Source organism: Kluyvera sp. NPDC087067 (assembly GCF_044745165.1).
Taxonomy (GTDB): domain Bacteria; phylum Pseudomonadota; class Gammaproteobacteria; order Enterobacterales; family Enterobacteriaceae; genus Kluyvera.
Genome location: NZ_JBIUZS010000001.1, coordinates 262,386 through 282,347 on the forward strand (window position 1 = coordinate 262,386; position 19,962 = coordinate 282,347).

Genomic DNA, 19,962 nt, shown 5'->3' on the forward strand with positions numbered 1-19,962 from the left:
AATATATATAGGATATGAAAAGCTTAGTGGTAATATTCTTATATTTTCCTGACGGTCATTTTTGATATTAATCAACAATCATGCAGATTTTTACAGCATAAATATCCTGGGCTTTAGAAAAATGAAAAATCCTGGTGCTGATAAAAATGCGTAATGAATGCTAAGCGCACTAACTTATAAGCAAATTTTGTGTTGGCCTCATCGTTAGCTAATTGAAAAAACAGTAGTTTAGCCACAGCCCCCCTTCCTGAAGCATTAAATAATCTTCGTAATTACTTCTGGTATATATTCATCACAGCGATTGTAACGCTAGTGTTGATAGATTTAATCTATCAATTGGCCGGTGCTACCGTGTAATAAACGATTGGAAACAGCCAGGTAAATATCTAATTCTTTAGCGACTTAAACGCCTGATGATATTGATTTAAATGAAATTTAAAGTCTATTAATGCTATTAATTGTCAGTTTTGAGAATAATGGTAAATATGTCTGAGAAAGCCTTTACATAATTACTTACTTATTCTTTATAACGATAATGTGCTTTTTATATTATTCCTCATGCGGCTTATTTAATAACGCCTGTCATTTCAGATTTTATACGTAAGGAGACGTAGCCAATGAAATATAAAAATGTTGTGATCACACATATGCTTTTTATGGCGGTGGCCGGGCAGGGAGCCTGGGCACAGCAGACCTACCATATTACTCAAGGTGATTATGTCTGGAATGATGGTCTGATTCTTAATAATTTATCTGACAATTACGTCAGCGCGCTGCGAGCCGAAGGGGAGCAAGACTCTGAAATCCGTACCGGAAAAAATATCGACGTCAGCAATAATAACGCCGGGGTATTCTTTTCTAATAGCGCATCGATAACGTTAAACAGCATGAGTCCTGACATTCTATTCCAGGCGAACAACAATCGTTGGGAAGGGATTCTGGTGGAGTCCAATGCTGACTTTATTCTCAACAACATAAACGTCAGCTCCAATGGTAATGCAAATAACGGCATTCGCGCCGATACCGCGGGTCAGTTCTCCATTAACGAGGCTTCCCAGGTTGAGTTCAACAATAACGCGGGTAAAGGAATTTTCGCTTATGCTGCTGGCAGCGCCGTTAACATTACCGGTAAAGCTAACAATAGCTCGTTCCTTTCTGTGAATAACAATAATGCCAGCGTGGGCTGGGGCGGTGGCATTTGGTCAGAAGATGGGGCGCGGGTGAACATAATCAATATGAACACCGAGGTGAAGGGCAACGGATTAGCAGGGATTATGGCATGGAACAACGGACGCGTAGATCTCCTGGGGGATGGGCGCCAGTATTTACATGTCATTGAGAATGGCCTGAATAGCGATGGCGGCATTATTGTAAAAGGAAACTCGTCACTGAATATCAAAGGCATGGATGTTCAGATAAAGGACAATGGTCGAAATGGTCTACAGGTAGCGGAAGGCAGCACCGCCACTATTATCAGCGCGGAAAACGTCCAGAATACACTTCAGGCTAACGGCAATAAAAACCATGCGACCTCATGGACGGAAGGCGCGGGAATTGAGGTTCAGGGCGCAGCCGATGGCAAGGCTTCCCAGCTTGTCGTGCAGAACATGAATGTGCAAGCCAACAACAATGGTCGTTACGGTCTTTCCGCCACCGAAGGCGGGATGCTCACGCTCAGCGGCGATGGCACCCAGCTGCTTGAGGCCATCGCTAATGTGACCTCCCAGGACAACCCCTGGGCCTTTGGGGCGGGAATCATCGCGAAAGGTGTCAGTAGCCTTTATGACGACCTCAAGAGCACCATCAATATTACCGGCATGGATATCAAGGTTCGTGACAACGATTATCACGGCATCCGCGCAACGGAAGGCGGCGTCGTGAATATCGTCGGCGTCGAAAATAATAAAATTGAGGTGGCCGCTAATAACAGCGCGGATGGCAACATGGGTAATGGCATTATTGCCGACCATTCAGCGTCCAACGGCGACCGTTCGACTATCGCTATCCAGGATATGAATATTCGGGTAGACGATCAGGCTTACCAGGGTATTGCCGCCCGCGATGGGGGGATCGTCAATATTAGCAGCACCAGCGGACAGCACCTGCTGGAGGTGTATAACACCAGAATGGCGACCGATAACGGGCAGGACCTGGGAAAAGGTCTGCATGCGAAAGGGGCCGATAGCACATCAGGCGATGTCGCAACGCTTATGATTAAAGATATGGATATCATTGCCAACAATAATGAGCGTGAAGGGGTAGTGGCAGCCAATAGCGGCGTCATTCATATTGAAAGCCAATCGGGGAATAACACCTTAATCGCCAACGCCAATCGGCAGTATACGGCGGCCACGCTGGATGAATGGTCGTATGGCGCCGGGCTACTGGCACACGGTGTTTCTGCGAATACGCCGGAAAAGCAAGCCGCTATTGTCATTAAAAATATGCATGTAGAAGCCAATGATAACGGCGTTTACGGCCTCTATGCGCGTGATGGCGGGGTGATTAGCATCACCGGCGATGGCTCACAACGACTTGATGTTATTGGCAATAAATCCACCGAGTCGGATACCTACGACGCCGGTGTCGCCATTGAAGGCATCACCAATCAGGGGACTTCGGCAAAACCCGCCGCTATTGAAATCAAAAACATGCAGGTCACTATCAACGACAACGGTCGCTACGGCATCGATATTAATAGCGGTGGGCAGATGTCGATCGTCAGCAATACCGGCAATACGCTGACCGTTTCGGGGAATCAAACGGTCAACGGTGCCCAAAAAGAGGGTATCGGCATTAACGTCAACGGTATTGCTGATGGTTACCACTCCCGGCTGGATATCATGGATATGGATGTTCTGGTTGATAACAGCCCTGACGCCGGAATCAAAGCGAGCAATGGCGCCGAGATCAATGTGGTGAGCCAATCCGGGTCTCATACCTTGCAGGTCAACAATAACGATAACCACGGTGCGCAGTACAATGAAGGTGCGGGCCTGTTTGCTTATGACTCAAAGGATACGACCAACGCCGCGGCGACGATAAACGTGGTTGGGATGAATATTGAGGCCACGCATAACGGGTCGTATGGCGTGTTATCGGAAGGCGGCAAAATTTTCATCCAGGGCAATGGCCAGCATCTCCTCGATGTCGACGGTAACGGTCGGTATGGTTTGTTGGCAAAAGACGGTGGCGATATCGCTATCTCGGGCATGAACGTTTCCGGCAACTCGCAGGGCCACGCGATGGTGGGCATTGAACGGGACGGCCTTTTCCACTTAACGAACAGCACTCTTACCACCGATAACGATGCCTTATTTTACACCTGGAGCGACAGCGACTCGCAGCGGGCCGAATTTGTTATCGAAGGTTCAGAAGTGACGGCGAATGGCGACCTGCTGGCACAGTTTGCTGCTCACGACAGCACGCTGAGCGCCACGAATTCCTCATTAACCAATGCGATATTGACGGATCATGCCGCGGGGGCGTCATCCAATATTACCCTCAATCAATCAACCTGGGCGATGAGGACAAACAGCGCTATCACCCATCTTACCGCCAATAACTCGCGCGTCGATCTCCGTGGCTCTGACCAATTCAACACGCTGACCATCGCGGAGAACTATGCCGGAGATAACAGCACGCTGGTGATGAATACCGCGCTGGGCAACGACTTTTCGCCAACGGATAAACTGGTGGTGAACGGGGATACCTCAGGAACCACCAACGTGTTGATTCATAACGCCGGGGGAACGGGGGCTAAGACGCTAAACGGTATTGAGGTGATTGAAGTGGGCGGACTGTCTGCGGGGGAGTTTGTTCAGTCGGGGCGTATTGTCGCGGGCAGCTATGAATATTTTCTTGGCCGGGGTGATGGCAGTAACAGCAGCCACAATAACTGGTATCTGACGAACACCATGGCGCCGACCGATCCGACGCATCCAACGGATCCCACCGACCCAACTGACCCGACCGACCCTACGGATCCAACTGACCCAACCGATCCCACGGACCCAACCGACCCGACGGATCCTGTTGGCCCGGTTGCGCCTACCGGCCCGGCGACATACCGCCCTGAAATCGGGTCTTATCTTGGCAACCTGGCGGCAGCCAACACGATGTTTAACCTCCGTTTGCATGACCGCATCGGTGACACGCAGTATACCGACCTGCTGACCGGCGAGGAGAAAGTGACCAGCCTGTGGCTGCGTCAGATTGGTGGTCATACGCGCTTTGATACGGCGCAAAACCAGCTCCACACGCAAACTAACCGTTATGTTGTACAACTGGGCGGCGACCTTGCGCAGTGGAGTGATGATGGTCTGGATCGCTGGCATCTGGGGCTGATGGCAGGCTACGGCAACGCGCAGAGTAATACCCAATCGAACGTGAGCCAGTACCGCTCACGGGGGCGCGTCGACGGCTACAGCGTCGGTGTTTATGGAACCTGGTATGCGAACGATGAGGATAAAACCGGTAGCTACCTTGACTCGTGGGTTTTATATAACTGGTTTAAAAACAGCGTCACAGGCCAGGGGCTGGCGAGCGAGAAGTACAACTCGGCCGGATTTACAGCCTCGGTGGAAGGCGGTTACAGCTATCTGATGGGGCCGCGTCAGGATGGGCGTTCCAGCTGGTGGTTGCAGCCAAAAGCGCAGATCACCTGGATGGGCGTGCAGGCGGATAACCATACGGAGGCCAACGGCACGCGCGTGAAAGGTAAAAATGACGGCAACCTGCAAACGCGTCTGGGCGTGAGAGCCTACATCAAAGGGCATAACGCTATTGATGACGGAAAAACGCGTGAGTTCCAGCCCTTTGTCGAAGCCAACTGGATCCACAACTCCGGCAGCTACGGCGTCAGCATGAACGGCGTCACCAGCCGCCAGCAAGGCACACGCAATATCGGTGAGCTAAAAGCCGGTGTGGAAGGCCAGCTGAATCAAAACCTGCAACTGTGGGGGAACGTCGCGCAGCAGGTGGGCGATAAAGGCTACAGCGATACGCAGGGGATGGTGGGAATAAAATACGCTTTTTAATCTTACGGGTATGAAAAACCGCCCCAGCCGACAGGTTGGGGCGGTTTCGTGAGGGTTAAATCACCGGTGCATCCGGTTTCGCAATCAGGCTATTAATATCAATATCCGCCGCCGCACAGTTCTCTACGGTGATACTCATGGTTGAGTTTCCGCTTTGCATCTGCCCGTTGGTGTTAATTTCAATCACCGTGTTACCGTGATTGTCATCGCTGACTTTGATGTAAGACGCCAGATCGTTATTGGCAACATCGCCCAGCAGATCGCTTAAATCTATGCGGTCGCCTTCGTCAGCGCGGAAGTCTTTTATGACATCGTGCCCATCGTCACCTTTAAGCCAGGTGAAGGTGTCGCTGCCCGCGCCGCCGTACAGGGTGTCATTGCCTTTTCCACCGATCAAAATATCATTGCCCGTTCCGCCGAACAGCAGGTCGTTACCCTCACCGCCGTTGAGAAGATCGTTGCCTCCGCCGCCAATCAGGATATCGTTACCTTCGCCGCCGTAGAGTTTGTCATTGCCTGAGCCCATTGCGCCAAGTTCGTCGCTATGCTGGGTCACATAGTCAGCCACTTTATCGAACGTCAGTTGGTCGACGGGAGTATTCATGTGGTTGGCCATGCCGATCAGACTGTCAAAACCATCGCCAATCAGAATGTCATCGCCTTTACCGCCAAAGAGGACATCATCCCCGCTGCCGCCGACCAGAATGTCGTCACCGCCGCCGCCGTAGAGGATATCGTCACCAACACCGCCGAACAGTACGTCTTTACCGCCATCCGCTTGAGACTGGTCGAACTCGGCGGGGTGCTCGGTGATATATTGCGCGATATGCGACACTTCCAGCTGACTCACGGGAATATTGAGTTTGCCAGCAACATACTCCTGAATAGCGGCATACCCGGTTTTGTCGCCAAACTGCACCATGTCGCCAAACAGAATGTCGTTGCCGCCGTTGCCGTGAACGGTATCCTGCGCACCCGCCATCTGCACATAGTCACCGCCGAGAATCGCGTTGGCCAGTTCGGTTGCGGAGATCCCCGCCGTCACTTTTCCATCGGAATCGTAGGCGATAAGATCTTTTGCGCTAATACCGTTGTTGATACCGATGGCTTCGACGTTGCCGCACATCGCCATTAATAAGCCAAAGGCAGAGATGGAGTTACTGGTGGTATCGGTTGTCGTGCTGCTGCCGTTACCCGCACGCACGGATATCTCGTAACCCCCTTTACCGTCCGCTCGCATGGTGCCAACATTTGTCCGGTTATTGCCGTTCCAGCTATACACGTTACCGCTCGCATCAATGACCACACGGCTAACGCCGTTGATAGTCATCGAGACCACCTGGCCTGGATGATAATCAATTTTGGTGACATCGAGAGTGACAACGTCGTTCCTACCGGTACGACCATCCACGTCTATGCTGGTTTTATCATCCTGATAGTAAGTAGGTTTACCGTCAGTGATAAAGTAGGTCAGGTTCTCGCTGTTGTCAGAAGAGACGTCATGGAACCAGTTTGCGGTGGTTTTAAACGCATCCTCATAGTTGGTGCCGCCGCCGCTGGTCATTTTGGCTAAGGCATCGGTCAGCGTTTTTAAGGCCCCGGAATCTTTAAGATTCACCGAGACGGCGAAGTTCACCTGAGCGTCAAAATCGACCAGCAGGATTTTCACATCGCCAGCGTTCGCCAACTGCGCGTTCTGATGCAGAGCGTTAAAGACGGTGGTGAGAGAGGCGATGATACTTTTAATATCAGCCGCCCCCACGCTGCCGGAACTGTCCACCACGAAGGCAATGTTGTAATTCTGTCCCGGTATCTGCTGGAAGCCCTGGGTATCGGCGATAATAATATCGCTGCTATCACTGCCATCAATCACGTTGTCTTTTTCATCGCCGGTAATGAGATTGCCGGTTTCGATGGTGACGGAACGTTCGGTCGAGTGGCTAGCCGTGTTGCCTGCCGGATCGCTAATGCTGATGGATGCCGTGACTTCCGGGTTATTCATCAGATTTTTAGCCGTGAATTCGCTCTCCCAGACCAGATTACCCTTACCATCATCGGTGACCGTTGCCTGCTGTGTCACCTCGCCGACTTTAACATTGACGATATCGCCCGCCTTAGCCTCTCCGGTAACGGTGCCAGTCACTTTGATGACTGGCTCTGGTTGACCCGGCAGCTGGTTAGTTTCTGCAAAGCTCAGGAAATCGTCGCCGGTGACCGGGTCGATGGTGACCTTAACGTCGATCTCGGTATCGATGATGACCGGCTCGCTATCAGTTGCTGTAGCTTCGTTTCCAGCTACATCGGTGATGGTGATAGTGCCGTTGACGATCGGGTCTTTAAGTAAATCGCGGGTGTCGACCTCGGTTTGCCAGATTAGGTTACCGTCTGCGTCCGCCACCACTTTCGCGGTGTAGGTGTTGTCATTGATTTCCAGATGGACCACGTCCCCGGCTTTGGCATCGCCGCCGACGGTACCGCTGATGGTGGTGGTCGGTTTCTCCGCCTCGGCGGCGTTGATATAGCCATCACCGCTGATAACATCAATGTGCAGCGAGACGTCAGGAGGCGTGGTGTCAAACACCACGGATTCATCATCAATGGCGGTGGCTTCGTTGCCCGCCTCATCCCGGATGGTGATGCTGCCGTTCACCTGCGGGTCGGCAAGCAGATCGCTGGTGGCCACCTCGGTCTGCCAGACCAGCGCGCCGTTTTCATCTGCGACGACAGTGGCGGGGTAGTCCTTGCCGTTCACTTCCAGATGGACCACGTCCCCGGCTTTCGCATCCCCGCCGACGGTACCGCTGATGGTGGTGGTCGGTTTCTCCGCCTCGGCAGCGTTGATATAGCCATCACCGCTGATCACATCAATGTGCAGCGAGACGTCAGGAGGCGTGGTATCAAACACCACGGATTCATCATCAATGGCGGTGGCTTCGTTACCCGCCTCATCCCGGATGGTAATGCTGCCGTTCACCTGCGGGTCGGCGAGCAGATCGCCGGTAGCGACCTCGGTCTGCCAGACCAGCGCGCCGTTTTCCCCCACGACGACGGTGGTGGGGTAGTCCTTGCCGTTCACTTCCAGATGGACCACGTCCCCGGCTTTCGCATCGCCGCCGACGGTGCCGCTGATGGTGGTGGTCGGTTTCTCTGCCTCGGCGGCGTTGATATAGCCATCACCGCTGATAACATCAATGTGCAGCGAGACGTCAGGAGGCGTGGTGTCAAACACCACGGATTCATCATCAATGGCGGTGGCTTCGTTGCCTGCCTCATCCCGGATGGTGATGCTGCCGTTCACCTGCGGGTCGGCAAGCAGATCGCTGGTGGCGACCTCGGTCTGCCAGACCAGCGCGCCGTTTTCCCCCACGACCACGGTGGCAGAGTAGTCCTGACCGTTCACTTCCAGATTCACCACGTCCCCGGCTTTGGCGTCGCCGCCGACGGTGCCGCTGATGGTGGTGGTCGGTTTCTCCGCCTCGGCGGCGTTGATATAGCCATCACCGCTGATAACATCAATGTGCAGTGAGACGTCAGGAGCCGTGGTATCAAACACCACGGATTCATCATCAATGGCGGTGGCTTCGTTGCCCGCCTCATCCCGGATGGTAATGCTGCCGTTTACCTGCGGATCGGCAAGCAGATCGCTGGTGGCGACCTCGGTCTGCCAGACCAGCGTGCCGTTTTCCCCCACGACCACGGTGGCAGAGTAGTCCTGACCGTTCACTTCCAGATTCACCACGTCCCCGGCTTTCGCATCCCCGCCGACGGTACCGCTGATGGTGGTGGTCGGTTTCTCTGCCTCGGCGGCGTTGATATAGCCATCACCGCTGATCACATCAATGTGCAGTGAGACGTCAGGAGCCGTGGTATCAAACACCACGGATTCATCATCAATGGCGGTGGCTTCGTTACCCGCCTCATCCCGGATGGTGATGCTGCCGTTCACCTGCGGGTCAGCAAGCAGATCGCTGGTGGCGACCTCGGTCTGCCAGACCAGCGCGCCGTTTTCCCCCACGACCACGGTGGCAGAGTAGTCCTGACCGTTCACTTCCAGATTCACCACGTCCCCGGCTTTGGCGTCGCCGCCGACGGTGCCGCTGATGGTGGTGGTCGGTTTCTCCGCCTCGGCGGCGTTGATATAGCCATCACCGCTGATCACATCAATGTGCAGCGAGACGTCAGGAGCCGTGGTATCAAACACCACGGATTCCTTATCGTAAGCGGTGGCTTCGTTACCCGCCTCATCCCGGATGGTAATGCTGCCGTTTACCTGCGGATCGGCAAGCAGATCGCTGGTGGCGACCTCGGTCTGCCAGACCAGCGTGCCGTTTTCCCCCACGACCACGGTGGCAGAGTAGTCCTGACCGTTCACTTCCAGATGTACCACGTCCCCGGCTTTCGCATCCCCGCCGACGGTACCGCTGATGGTGGTGGTCGGTTTCTCTGCCTCGGCGGCGTTGATATAGCCATCACCGCTGATCACATCAATGTGCAGTGAGACGTCAGGAGCCGTGGTATCAAACACCACGGATTCATCATCAATGGCGGTGGCTTCGTTGCCTGCCTCATCCCGGATGGTGATGCTGCCGTTCACCTGCGGGTCGGCAAGCAGATCGCTGGTGGCGACCTCGGTCTGCCAGACCAGCGCGCCGTTTTCCCCCACGACCACGGTGGCAGAGTAGTCCTGACCGTTCACTTCCAGATGCACCTCATCCCCGGCTTTCGCATCCCCGCCGACGGTGCCGCTGATGGTGGTGGTCGGTTTCTCTGCCTCGGCGGCGTTGATATAGCCATCACCGCTGATAACATCAATGTGCAGCGAGACGTCAGGAGCAGTGGTATCAAACACCACGGACTCATCATCAACGGCGGTGGCTTCGTTACCCGCCTCATCCCGGATGGTAATGCTGCCGTTCACCTGCGGGTCGGCAAGCAGATCGCCGGTAGCGACCTCGGTCTGCCAGACCAGCGCGCCGTTTTCCCCCACGACCACGGTGGCAGGGTAGTCCTTCCCGTTCACTTCCAGATGTACCACGTCCCCGGCTTTGGCGTCGCCGCCGACGGTGCCGCTGATGGTGGTGGTCGGTTTCTCCGCCTCGGCGGCGTTGATATAGCCATCACCGCTGATAACATCAATGTGCAGCGAGACGTCAGGAGCCGTGGTATCAAACACCACGGATTCCTTATCGTAAGCGGTGGCTTCGTTACCCGCCTCATCCCGGATGGTAATGCTGCCGTTCACCTGCGGGTCGGCAAGCAGATCGCCGGTAGCGACCTCGGTCTGCCAGACCAGCGCGCCGTTTTCATCTGCGACGACGGTGGCGGGGTAGTCCTTGCCGTTCACTTCCAGATGGACCACGTCCCCGGCTTTGGCGTCGCCGCCGACGGTGCCTTTAATGGTGGTGGTCGGTTTCTCTGCCTCGGCGGCGTTGATATAGCCATCACCGCTGATAACATCAATGTGCAGCGAGACGTCAGGAGCAGTGGTATCAAACACCACGGATTCCTCGTCGTAAGCGGTGGCTTCGTTACCCGCCTCATCCCGGATGGTAATGCTGCCGTTCACCTGCGGATCGGCAAGCAGATCGCTGGTTGCCACCTCGGTCTGCCAGACCAGCGCGCCGTTTTCCCCCACGACCACGGTGGCAGGGTAGTCCATCCCGTTCACTTCCAGATGCACCACATCCCCGGCTTTCGCATCCCCGCCAACGGTGCCGCTGACGGTGGTGGTCGGCTTCTCCGCCTCGGCGGCATTAACAAAGCCGTCACCGCTAATAACGTCGATATGCAGCGACACGTCAGGCGCGGTAACATTTACTGAGACCGCGCTTTCTGCGCTCGCGCTCGCCTCATTACCGTACTGGTCGTACGTCGTCACGCTAGCATGCACTTCGCCCGATGCCACCAAATCGCTGGTGTTCACCTCAACGGACCAACGCCCGTCAGCCGTAACCTGCGTCTGGTACGAGTTGCCATTGACCGTCACGGTGACGATATCGCCTGGCTGAACATCCCGCCCGGTTGACCCGGTAATCACGGTTTTTTGCTGGGCGGCCTCATTGATATTGATGACGTTATCACCCGCAATCACATCGATAGTGATACTGGCTTCCGGTAATGGATGAGAGGGCGGTGGGGTGATAGGGGTATCGGTGTCGGTATCGACGTTGGTGTCGTTGCCTTGCTCGGGCTGTAGTAGCGTAACTTCTTCTACAGGCATAGATCTTGCGGCGTCGAGCCCTTCGGTCGGGTAGCCTGCCGTAGGATCAAGTATTTCGCCGGTCAAATCGAGAATAACGTGGCTGTGCCCGCTGTGGGCTCCTGTTGGTTCGGACGACGAATCAATAATGGTGGTGTTACCGGCGGCCGTCGCTTCCAGAATTTGCGTCGGGTCAGCGCCCTCGGCGATAGCCTGCTGTGCGGCGGCGATGGCCTGCTCATCGCTACCGCCGGATACTGAGACCGCTACCGCCTCATTACCCCATTCACTTCCACGACCGAGATCCATATTCTTGCCATTGGGCAACGTTACGGTCGCAGCCCCCTGGTCGGTGACGACTAATTCCCCGCGCATGACCTGTTCGCCTTCTGTTGCCAGACGACGAGAGCCGTCAGTTGCGACGATCCACACTTGTCCCATAACTGCCTTTATCGTTCCTATAATTGTTGACATAGCGGTCTCTCCTTAGAGTGCAAATTACGTAGTCGACAGTGGAGATAATCCACCCGGTAATCATATTTATAATAAAAATTACGTATCGGTTGATGGTCTTAAGAATGAGTCTAGTTTTTTATCCCCTAAATATATATATCCAATGTCGCATTAGTAATAATATTCATGTGTTATTTTTGGGTTTATTTATCTTGTTGTTATTTTTATTGCACTTTTTAGTTTTGTTATTAGCTGTAATTAACTGTTAAGATTAATACAACAATGATTTTATTAATGTTTCCTATCTGCTAACCTGCGTCAGCTTTCTTTCATCTGCTTGTTTTTATTGGATATTTGATATTGTTATTTAATTTAACAAATGGCTGGTGCGCGTTATTAATTGTTTTATATTTATGTTTCAACATAGATTGCATTTGTTTTTCTTAAGCATTCTACGTTATTGTCATTAGCGCTAATTATAAAGAATTACTGAAGAATATTCTCAATGATTCCTGCTCGAATATCTGGTAATTTGGTAGAGTAATCAAGTATTGTAATGTCTGCTAAGTCAATGCCCGTAATTTCAGGAATAAGAAAGTACTAACGGTTTTAGTCGGGTTTGTTATTAAGGATATAACTATGACACTACAATCACCGACCCCTGGTGAAAAGGATGTCACTGAACGCTATGAAGATGTTCAATTAGATCAGCGTGAGCTGTGTGACGATCCGCTTCTTGAAAGCCTGATGGCCGTCTGCACGTTATATGGAAAAGCGTCAAGCCGCGTTTCGCTCACCGCAGGTTTACCCCTGAAAAATAATCGCTTAACGCTTCCCGTTTTCCCACGCGCCGCCGCGCGCGCCGGGCTACGCGTGCGGATGTTAAAACGAGAGCTGAGTAAAATAACGGCCTTGTCGCTGCCCGCCATCCTGATCCTGAAAAATAACCGTACAGCGGTACTGTGCGGATGGACGCCGGGCGGGCAGGCCCAGCTATTGTCCGGGGATACCCAGGGCGGGCAAATTGAGTTGGATCCCTCGCGACTGGCTGAAGAATATACCGGCATCACGCTGTTCATCCAGCCCATTCACCAGAGCGAGCGAACCAAAGCAACGCTGCTGCCACGTACCCGGACATGGTTTCGCGATACGCTGAAACTGTCGCGTTTTCTTTATATCGATGCGGTTGTTGCCAGCTTCCTGATTAACGTCATTGCGCTGTGCACGCCATTATTCGTGATGAACGTTTATGACCGGGTCGTGCCCAATCAGGCCACATCCACTCTATGGGTGCTGGCGATTGGCATCACGGTCGCATTCTTATTCGACCTGTTACTCAAGACCTTGCGCACACGCTGTCTGGATATTGCCGGTAAGAAAACCGACATGATTGTCTCGGCATCGCTGTTTGAGCGGATCACCGGAATGGCAATGAAAGCGCGTCCGGCGCGGATGGGCAGCTTTGCGCAGAACATCCATGAGATCCAATCACTGCGTGATTTTCTCTCATCGCTAACCATGGCCACGCTCATCGACATGCCCTTTACGCTGCTGATGCTGCTGGTAATTGGCATCATCGGTGGCCCGCTGGTCTTTATCCCGCTGGTCGCTTTCCCCTTAGCGCTGCTGGTGAGCTGGGCTATCCAGAAACCGTTGAACCAGACCATTAACGACACCATGAAACTGGCGTCGGAACGGCAGGCGGTGCTGATTGAAACGCTCAGTGGCCTTGACGCCATCAAAGTGAATAACGCGCAAAGCGAACGGCAGCACATGTGGGAAAGCACGCTCGTCACGCTCAGTCAAAAAGAGCTGCGCGTTAAAACGCTCTCCACGCTGGCGATGAACTTCACCGCCTGGTTACAGCAATTCTCCGGCGTCGCGATGATCGTGGCGGGCGTGTATTTGATCATTGATGGCAACCTCAGTATGGGCGGCCTGATTGCCTGTTACATGCTAAACGGCCGCGCATTGGTGCCGATGGGGCAGCTGAGCGGGTTAGTAACTCGCTACCAGCAGGCCCGCATGACGATGAACACCACCGAAGAGATGATGGATTTACCGCAGGAACGCCAGGACGATCGCCCCCTGGTGGCGCGTGAAAAATTGCAGGGCGCAATCACCTTCCAGAACGTCACCTTCACCTACCCGGATCAGAAACGACCGTCGCTTAGCAACGTGTCGTTTACCATAAAACCGGGCGAGCGGGTTGGCATTATCGGGCGCAGCGGCTCGGGAAAAAGCTCTCTGGCTAAGCTCATCATCGGTTTTTACCAGCCCAACAGCGGCGAAATTCTGCTCGACGGCATGGATTCCAACCAAATTGACGTCAACGACGTGCGGCACAACATCGGTTACGGGCCTCAGGATATTCATCTGTTCAGCGGCACGCTGCGCGATAACTTGCTCAGCGGCGCCAGCTATGTGGATAACGAGGCGATGCTTAAAGCCTCTCAGCTGGCGGGCGTTCATGAGTTCGCGCGTAAGCATCCTGATGGTTACAACATGCAGGTAGGCGAGCGTGGGCTTAACCTCTCCGGCGGACAGCGCCAGGCGGTCATGCTGGCGCGCGCGCTACTGCTTGACCCGCCGATATTGCTGCTGGATGAACCGACCAGTTCGATGGATAACACCACGGAAGACGCCGTGCGGCGGGCGCTGACGGAATCTACCGTGGGTCGCACGTTGCTGTTAGTCACCCATCGCGCCTCAATGCTGACGCTGGTTGACCGGCTTATTATTATCGACCGGGGACGCATTATTGCCGATGGCCCACGGGACAATGTTCTGGCTGCGCTGAAAAAGGGGCAAATCCATGCGACACAATAAAGGATTAAAAAACTGGCTGCGTGGATTAGGAACGGGAAGCGGTGAAAAAGATCTGACCGTTAACGGTATCAACGGCTTGATTATGGGCGATGCGCCCCGGTCATCCCGTATCACGCTGTGGTCATGTCTGGCCTTTTTCATCGCGCTGATCGTCTGGGCTGCGAACGCTCCGATTGATGAAGTGGCCCGCGGTGAAGGGAAAGCCATTCCCTCCTCACGCCTGCAAAAAGTGCAGAACATGGAAGGGGGGATTGTCTCGGAAGTTTTCGTGCATGAAGGGCAGGTTGTTGAGGCCGGGCAGCCGCTATTAAGGCTCGATGATACCCGCTTCAAATCCAACGTCGGTGAAAGTGAAGCTGACCGCTATGCATTGATGGCGCAAATCTTACGTCTGGAAGCGCAGCTTGATGATAAACCGCTGGTCATTAGCGAGGAGATCACCCGCGAGGCGCCAAATATCGCCCGTGGGGAGCAAGAATTATTCAATACCCAGCGTGCGCGCTTTAATAGCGAAATTGCGGGGCTGGAAGAGCAGCTCTCGCAAAAAAAACAAGAACTGCTGGATTTTGAAGCCAAAAAAACACAATTCAGCCATAGCCTGGGGCTGCTTCAGCAAGAAGTCCGCATGTCTGAACCGCTGGTTAGCGCCGGGGCGATTTCAAAAGTCGAAATTCTCCGCCTGCGGCGTTCGGAAGTGGAAACGCGGGGGCAACTGGATTCAGTTACCCACTCCATTCCCCGCGCCCGCTCGGCGATTAAGGAAATCGAAAATAAGATTGCCGAAGCGCGGGGCCGCTATCGCAGTGAAATGCTCGGGCAACTTAACGAAGCGCGCACTAACCTCGCCAAAACCGAAGCCAGCGGAAAGGCTATCGAAGACCGGGTCAACCGGACGCTGGTGACCTCGCCGGTACGCGGCATTATTCAGCAAATGCTGGTCACCACCATTGGCGGCGTTATCCAGCCGGGCAGCGAACTGGTGGAGATTGTGCCGCTTGATGACAGCCTGCTGGTTGAGGCGAAAATACGCCCTCAGGATATTGCCTTTTTACACCCGGGCCAAAAAGCGATGATTAAATTTACCGCCTATGACTACACCATTTACGGCGGTTTAAAAGGCTCACTGGAACATATTAGTGCCGATACCATCACCGACAAAGAAGGCCGCAGTTTTTACCAAATCCGCTTAAGAACGGATCGTAATTATCTCGGCAGTGAAGATAAGCCGCTGCTGATTATCCCTGGGATGACGGTGTCCGTGGATATTATGACCGGGCAAAAGACGGTACTCAGCTATCTGTTAAAACCGATTTTACGGGCTAAAGCGGAAGCGCTGCGTGAACGCTAAAAGTCGTGAGGTTAATGATGTGGTTTTCTTATAAGACAAACAGGGTTTAGCGATCTTCTCTCTTGAGAACACCAGGCTAACCCCAGGCAATCAGGGAAATTAATAAAAGGACGAAATTATGAGCAAACATATTCTGGCGCTGACCGGCATTTCATTACCATTGCTGTTCTCTCATGCGGCAAATGCGGCATCACTTGAACAAGCGGTGAAAGACAGTTTGCTATGGCACCCGCAGGTGAGTGCATCGGTCAACAGTCGTTATTCCGCCGATGAGGATCTTCGTGCGGCAAAAGGGGGCTATTTACCCACCTTAGATTTATCTGCCGGTACGGGCTGGGAGCAGACCGATAACGCCAGCACCCGAGGCGCTGACGATCACCGTCGCAATCTGCATCGCAGCGAGTCCTCGATCAATTTACGTCAAAATGTCTTTAACGGTTTTGCCACCACCAGTGAGGTTTCCCGTCAAAAGGCGACGGTGAACTCTCGCGCCTACTCGGTGCTCAATACCAGCGAAGTCACCGCGCTGAATGCGATTCAGAGCTATCTGGATGTCCTGATGCGCCAGCGCATGGTGAAACTGGCGGAAGATAACCTGCGAAGCCACGAGCGGGTGTTCGACCAGATTCGCCTGCGTACTGAACAGGGGGTAGGGCGCAAGGCGGACTATGAACAGGCGCAGGCCCGTCTGGCGCAGGCGAGAAACAATCTGCTGACCGAACAAACCAATCTCCAGGATGCCCAGGCGAACTACTTCAGCGTGGTGGGGAAAGAGGCGGAAGGGCTGTCGATGCCGCTGACCACACACATTCCCGCGTCTGTGGCTGATGCCCGCAAGCAGATGCTGGAAAACAGTCCGCTGCTCAAACAAGCGGATGCCGATGTTGAGGCCACTCGCCAGCAGTATGAAGCCGCCAAATCACGTTTCTATCCAAGCGTTGATATTGATTTGGGACGCAGAATGGATAACAACGTCGACGGTACCCGTGGGCACGATCAGGAATGGCAGGCCATGGTGAGAATGAACTACAACCTGTTCAACGGCGGCAGCGACAAGGCCCAGCTGTCATCCTATGCCTATAAAATGCAGGAGGCGCAGGATGTTAAACGCAATGCCCTGCGTCAGCTCGATGAAGAACTGCGCCTGTCATGGAACGCCTGGCAGAACGCTCGTCAGCAGGTTCCAATCGCCAAAGACTACGCTGACCGCAGCGCCGTGGTGCGTACCGCCTACCAGGAACAGTTCAGCATTGGCGAGCGTAGCCTGCTGGATATGCTGGACAGTGAAAATGAAGTGTTCAACGCTCAGCGCCGCTATGTTGAGATGCAGTTTACGGAGATGTTCACCACTTACCGCATCAATGCGCGAATTGGCGATTTGTTAAAGCAGCTTAACATTCAGGCACCGTCTGCGGCACAGCCGGTTGAAGTGGCGCAAAAAACGCAGCCAGAATTACCCGATCTGAAATAATAATGTGCGGGGGCGCTATCCCGGCGCCCCCAAAGTAAAACTTAACCCACTGTAATCGCCGTTTTTTATCCTTCCTGGCATTGTTATACTGAATATTTTTTCGTCACTTTTCCCCGACTAAAATAGCGCCGTCGCCTGTGCAAAACCGCGACGATTAATGGTGATGCGGCACATAAGGATAAGTTCAATAAATTTCAGTGATGTAAAATACATTTTTTATAAAAACTAGTGATATTTATGATCTTAATTAAGCTTCTTTTGCGCATCATATTTTTGATTATAGCTGTCGCTGCGGCAGTGCTTTGCCTGCATGTTGACGTCAACATCATGAACAACGGCTTGTCTGAAACCTCACTCACCGAGGTGGTGCAAGAGTGGATACTGTTGCTGATTGTGGTCATTCACTTCATTCGCGTCCGTAAAAGCAGCGTGCAGCGGCAATGTAATGTGTTGATTGCTGGATTTTTCCTCGCCATGCTGATTCGTGAACTGGACGGTATATTCGACCTTATCCGTCACGGCAGCTGGGTATGGTTTGCGCTGTTGAGCAGTATTGTGTCCATTGGTTATGTCCTGCGCACCCCTTCATTGGTGGCAAAACAATTAGTGGACTATGCCCGTACGCCATCCTACGGCCTGATGGTCGCGGGCCTTGCGACGGTACTTATTTTCTCCCGACTGTTTGGTATGTCGGTTCTCTGGCACGATATTTTGCAGGAAGGCTATGTTCGCGTGGTGAAAAATATGGTGGAAGAGGGCGTCGAGCTGTTTGGCTATATTTTGTGCCTTGCCGCGACGGTCAATTTATTACATGTCAAACAACCTGACGAGGAAGGAAATTAATTTTCCCTACAGGTGTTAACCACTTTGTTAATACTTAGTGGATAATATCATCACCCTTAGATTATTTGAGCGGCGTCCAGTTGGACGCCGTTTTTTTATGCCTGAAGGTTACCTGAGAATCAGCGCAAGGCGGCGTTCTCGCGTGGCGCGTTTTTCGAGAGCTACGCCGGCCTAATCCGCGTATGTTTTGCACCGCTTATTAATTGCAGGTAGGATGCTTCGCGGCGATTTTATCCCTACACAGAATGACGGGAAAAATGGTCAACGTTATCGCGCATCGTCGTTCGATTCGCGCAACCGGAAGTCTTCCTTTAAACAGACAGGTAACAGGGAAACGATGGAAACACAAAACACACAGGCCACGGAGCAACACGCGGCAAAACGACGCTGGCTTAACTCTCATGAATCGGGTTACCACAAAGCAATGGGTAACCGCCAGGTGCAGATGATTGCCATCGGCGGCGCTATTGGTACCGGGCTATTTTTAGGCGCAGGTGCGCGCTTACAGATGGCCGGCCCGGCGCTGGCGCTGGTCTATCTGGTCTGCGGCATTTTCTCCTTCTTTATTCTCCGCGCGCTTGGCGAGCTGGTATTACACCGGCCATCCAGCGGGAGCTTTGTCTCCTACGCTCGCGAATTCCTCGGTGAGAAAGCCGCCTATGTGGCGGGCTGGATGTATTTCATTAACTGGGCAATGACCGGTATCGTGGATATCACCGCCGTGGCGCTGTATATGCACTACTGGGGCGCGTTTGGCGATGTGCCGCAGTGGGTATTTGCGCTAGGGGCGCTGGCGATTGTCGGCACCATGAACATGATTGGCGTGAAATGGTTTGCCGAAATGGAGTTCTGGTTTGCCCTCGTTAAGGTGCTGGCGATCGTTATCTTCCTTGTGGTCGGCACCGTTTATCTGGGCAGCGGCAAACCGCTCGATGGTAACGCGACCGGTTTCCACCTCATTACCGATAACGGCGGCTTCTTCCCACACGGTCTGCTGCCTGCGCTGGTACTGGTTCAGGGGGTGGTGTTCGCTTTCGCCTCAATCGAACTGGTCGGCACCGCGGCGGGCGAATGCAAAGATCCGCAAACCATGGTTCCTAAGGCCATCAATAGCGTGATCTGGCGTATTGGCTTGTTCTACGTTGGCTCCGTGGTGCTGCTGGTGCTGTTGCTGCCGTGGAATGCTTACCAGGCAGGGCAGAGCCCGTTTGTCACCTTCTTCTCGAAGCTCGGCGTGCCGTATATCGGCAGCATTATGAACATCGTGGTGCTGACCGCCGCACTCTCCAGCCTGAACTCGGGGCTCTATTGCACCGGGCGTATTTTACGCTCCATGGCGATGGGGGGGTCAGCGCCGAAATTTATGGCTAAGATGAGCCGCCAGCATGTCCCGTACGCGGGGATCATGGCGACGCTGGTGGTGTACGTGGTCGGGGTGTTCCTCAACTATCTGGTGCCTGCTCAGGTGTTTGAGATTGTGCTCAACTTCGCTTCGCTGGGGATTATTGCCTCGTGGGCATTTATTATGGTTTGCCAACTTCGTCTGCGTCAGGCTATCAAAGCCGGACAGGCCGCCGACGTCAGCTTCAAGCTGCCGGGTGCACCGTTTACCTCGTGGTTGACGCTGCTGTTCCTGCTAAGCGTGCTGGTGCTGATGGCATTTGATTACCCTAACGGCACCTACACCATTGGTTCGCTACCGCTGATTGCCATCCTGCTGGTTGCTGGCTGGTATGGTGTACGCAAACGCGTTGCGGAAATTGAGCGCACCGCGCCATAA

7 protein-coding genes are annotated in these 19,962 nt (G+C 53.5%); 6 read left to right on the plus strand and 1 reads right to left on the minus strand.

Annotation, left to right across the window (positions count from 1 at the left end; translation table 11 throughout):
• Positions 1–617: 617 nt before the first annotated feature.
• Positions 618–5,039: an autotransporter outer membrane beta-barrel domain-containing protein gene (locus ACIPDS_RS01145; RefSeq protein ID WP_400732029.1), complete on the plus strand. Its 4,422-nt coding sequence runs from the start codon at positions 618–620 to the stop codon at positions 5,037–5,039.
• 55 nt (positions 5,040–5,094) lie between these two features.
• Here the strand turns inward: ACIPDS_RS01145 and ACIPDS_RS01150 are convergent, their stop codons facing one another.
• Positions 5,095–11,712, minus strand: a complete 6,618-nt coding sequence (locus tag ACIPDS_RS01150) for a retention module-containing protein (RefSeq protein ID WP_400732031.1) — start codon at positions 11,710–11,712, stop codon at positions 5,095–5,097.
• 618 nt (positions 11,713–12,330) lie between these two features.
• Here ACIPDS_RS01150 and ACIPDS_RS01155 point away from each other — a divergent pair.
• The 5 genes from ACIPDS_RS01155 to ansP all read left to right on the plus strand — a co-directional run bounded on the left by ACIPDS_RS01155 (position 12,331) and on the right by ansP (position 19,962).
• The gene (locus ACIPDS_RS01155; protein ID WP_400732033.1) at positions 12,331–14,520 is read left to right on the plus strand and encodes a type I secretion system permease/ATPase; all 2,190 of its coding nucleotides are present in this window, start codon (positions 12,331–12,333) and stop codon (positions 14,518–14,520) included.
• On the plus strand, positions 14,507–15,868 hold the full coding sequence (locus tag ACIPDS_RS01160) for an HlyD family type I secretion periplasmic adaptor subunit (RefSeq protein WP_400732034.1): 1,362 nt from the start codon (positions 14,507–14,509) through the stop codon (positions 15,866–15,868). The genes ACIPDS_RS01155 and ACIPDS_RS01160 overlap by 14 nt, the downstream gene beginning before the upstream one ends.
• Positions 15,869–15,986: 118 nt before the next feature.
• Entirely contained in the window at positions 15,987–17,339 is a 1,353-nt protein-coding gene (locus ACIPDS_RS01165; protein ID WP_400732035.1) for a TolC family outer membrane protein, read from the plus strand.
• Between the two features lie 237 nt (positions 17,340–17,576).
• The gene (locus ACIPDS_RS01170; RefSeq protein WP_400732036.1) at positions 17,577–18,182 is read left to right on the plus strand and encodes a transporter; all 606 of its coding nucleotides are present in this window, start codon (positions 17,577–17,579) and stop codon (positions 18,180–18,182) included.
• 337 nt (positions 18,183–18,519) lie between these two features.
• On the plus strand, positions 18,520–19,962 hold the full coding sequence (ansP, locus tag ACIPDS_RS01175; protein ID WP_166514329.1) for an L-asparagine permease: 1,443 nt from the start codon (positions 18,520–18,522) through the stop codon (positions 19,960–19,962).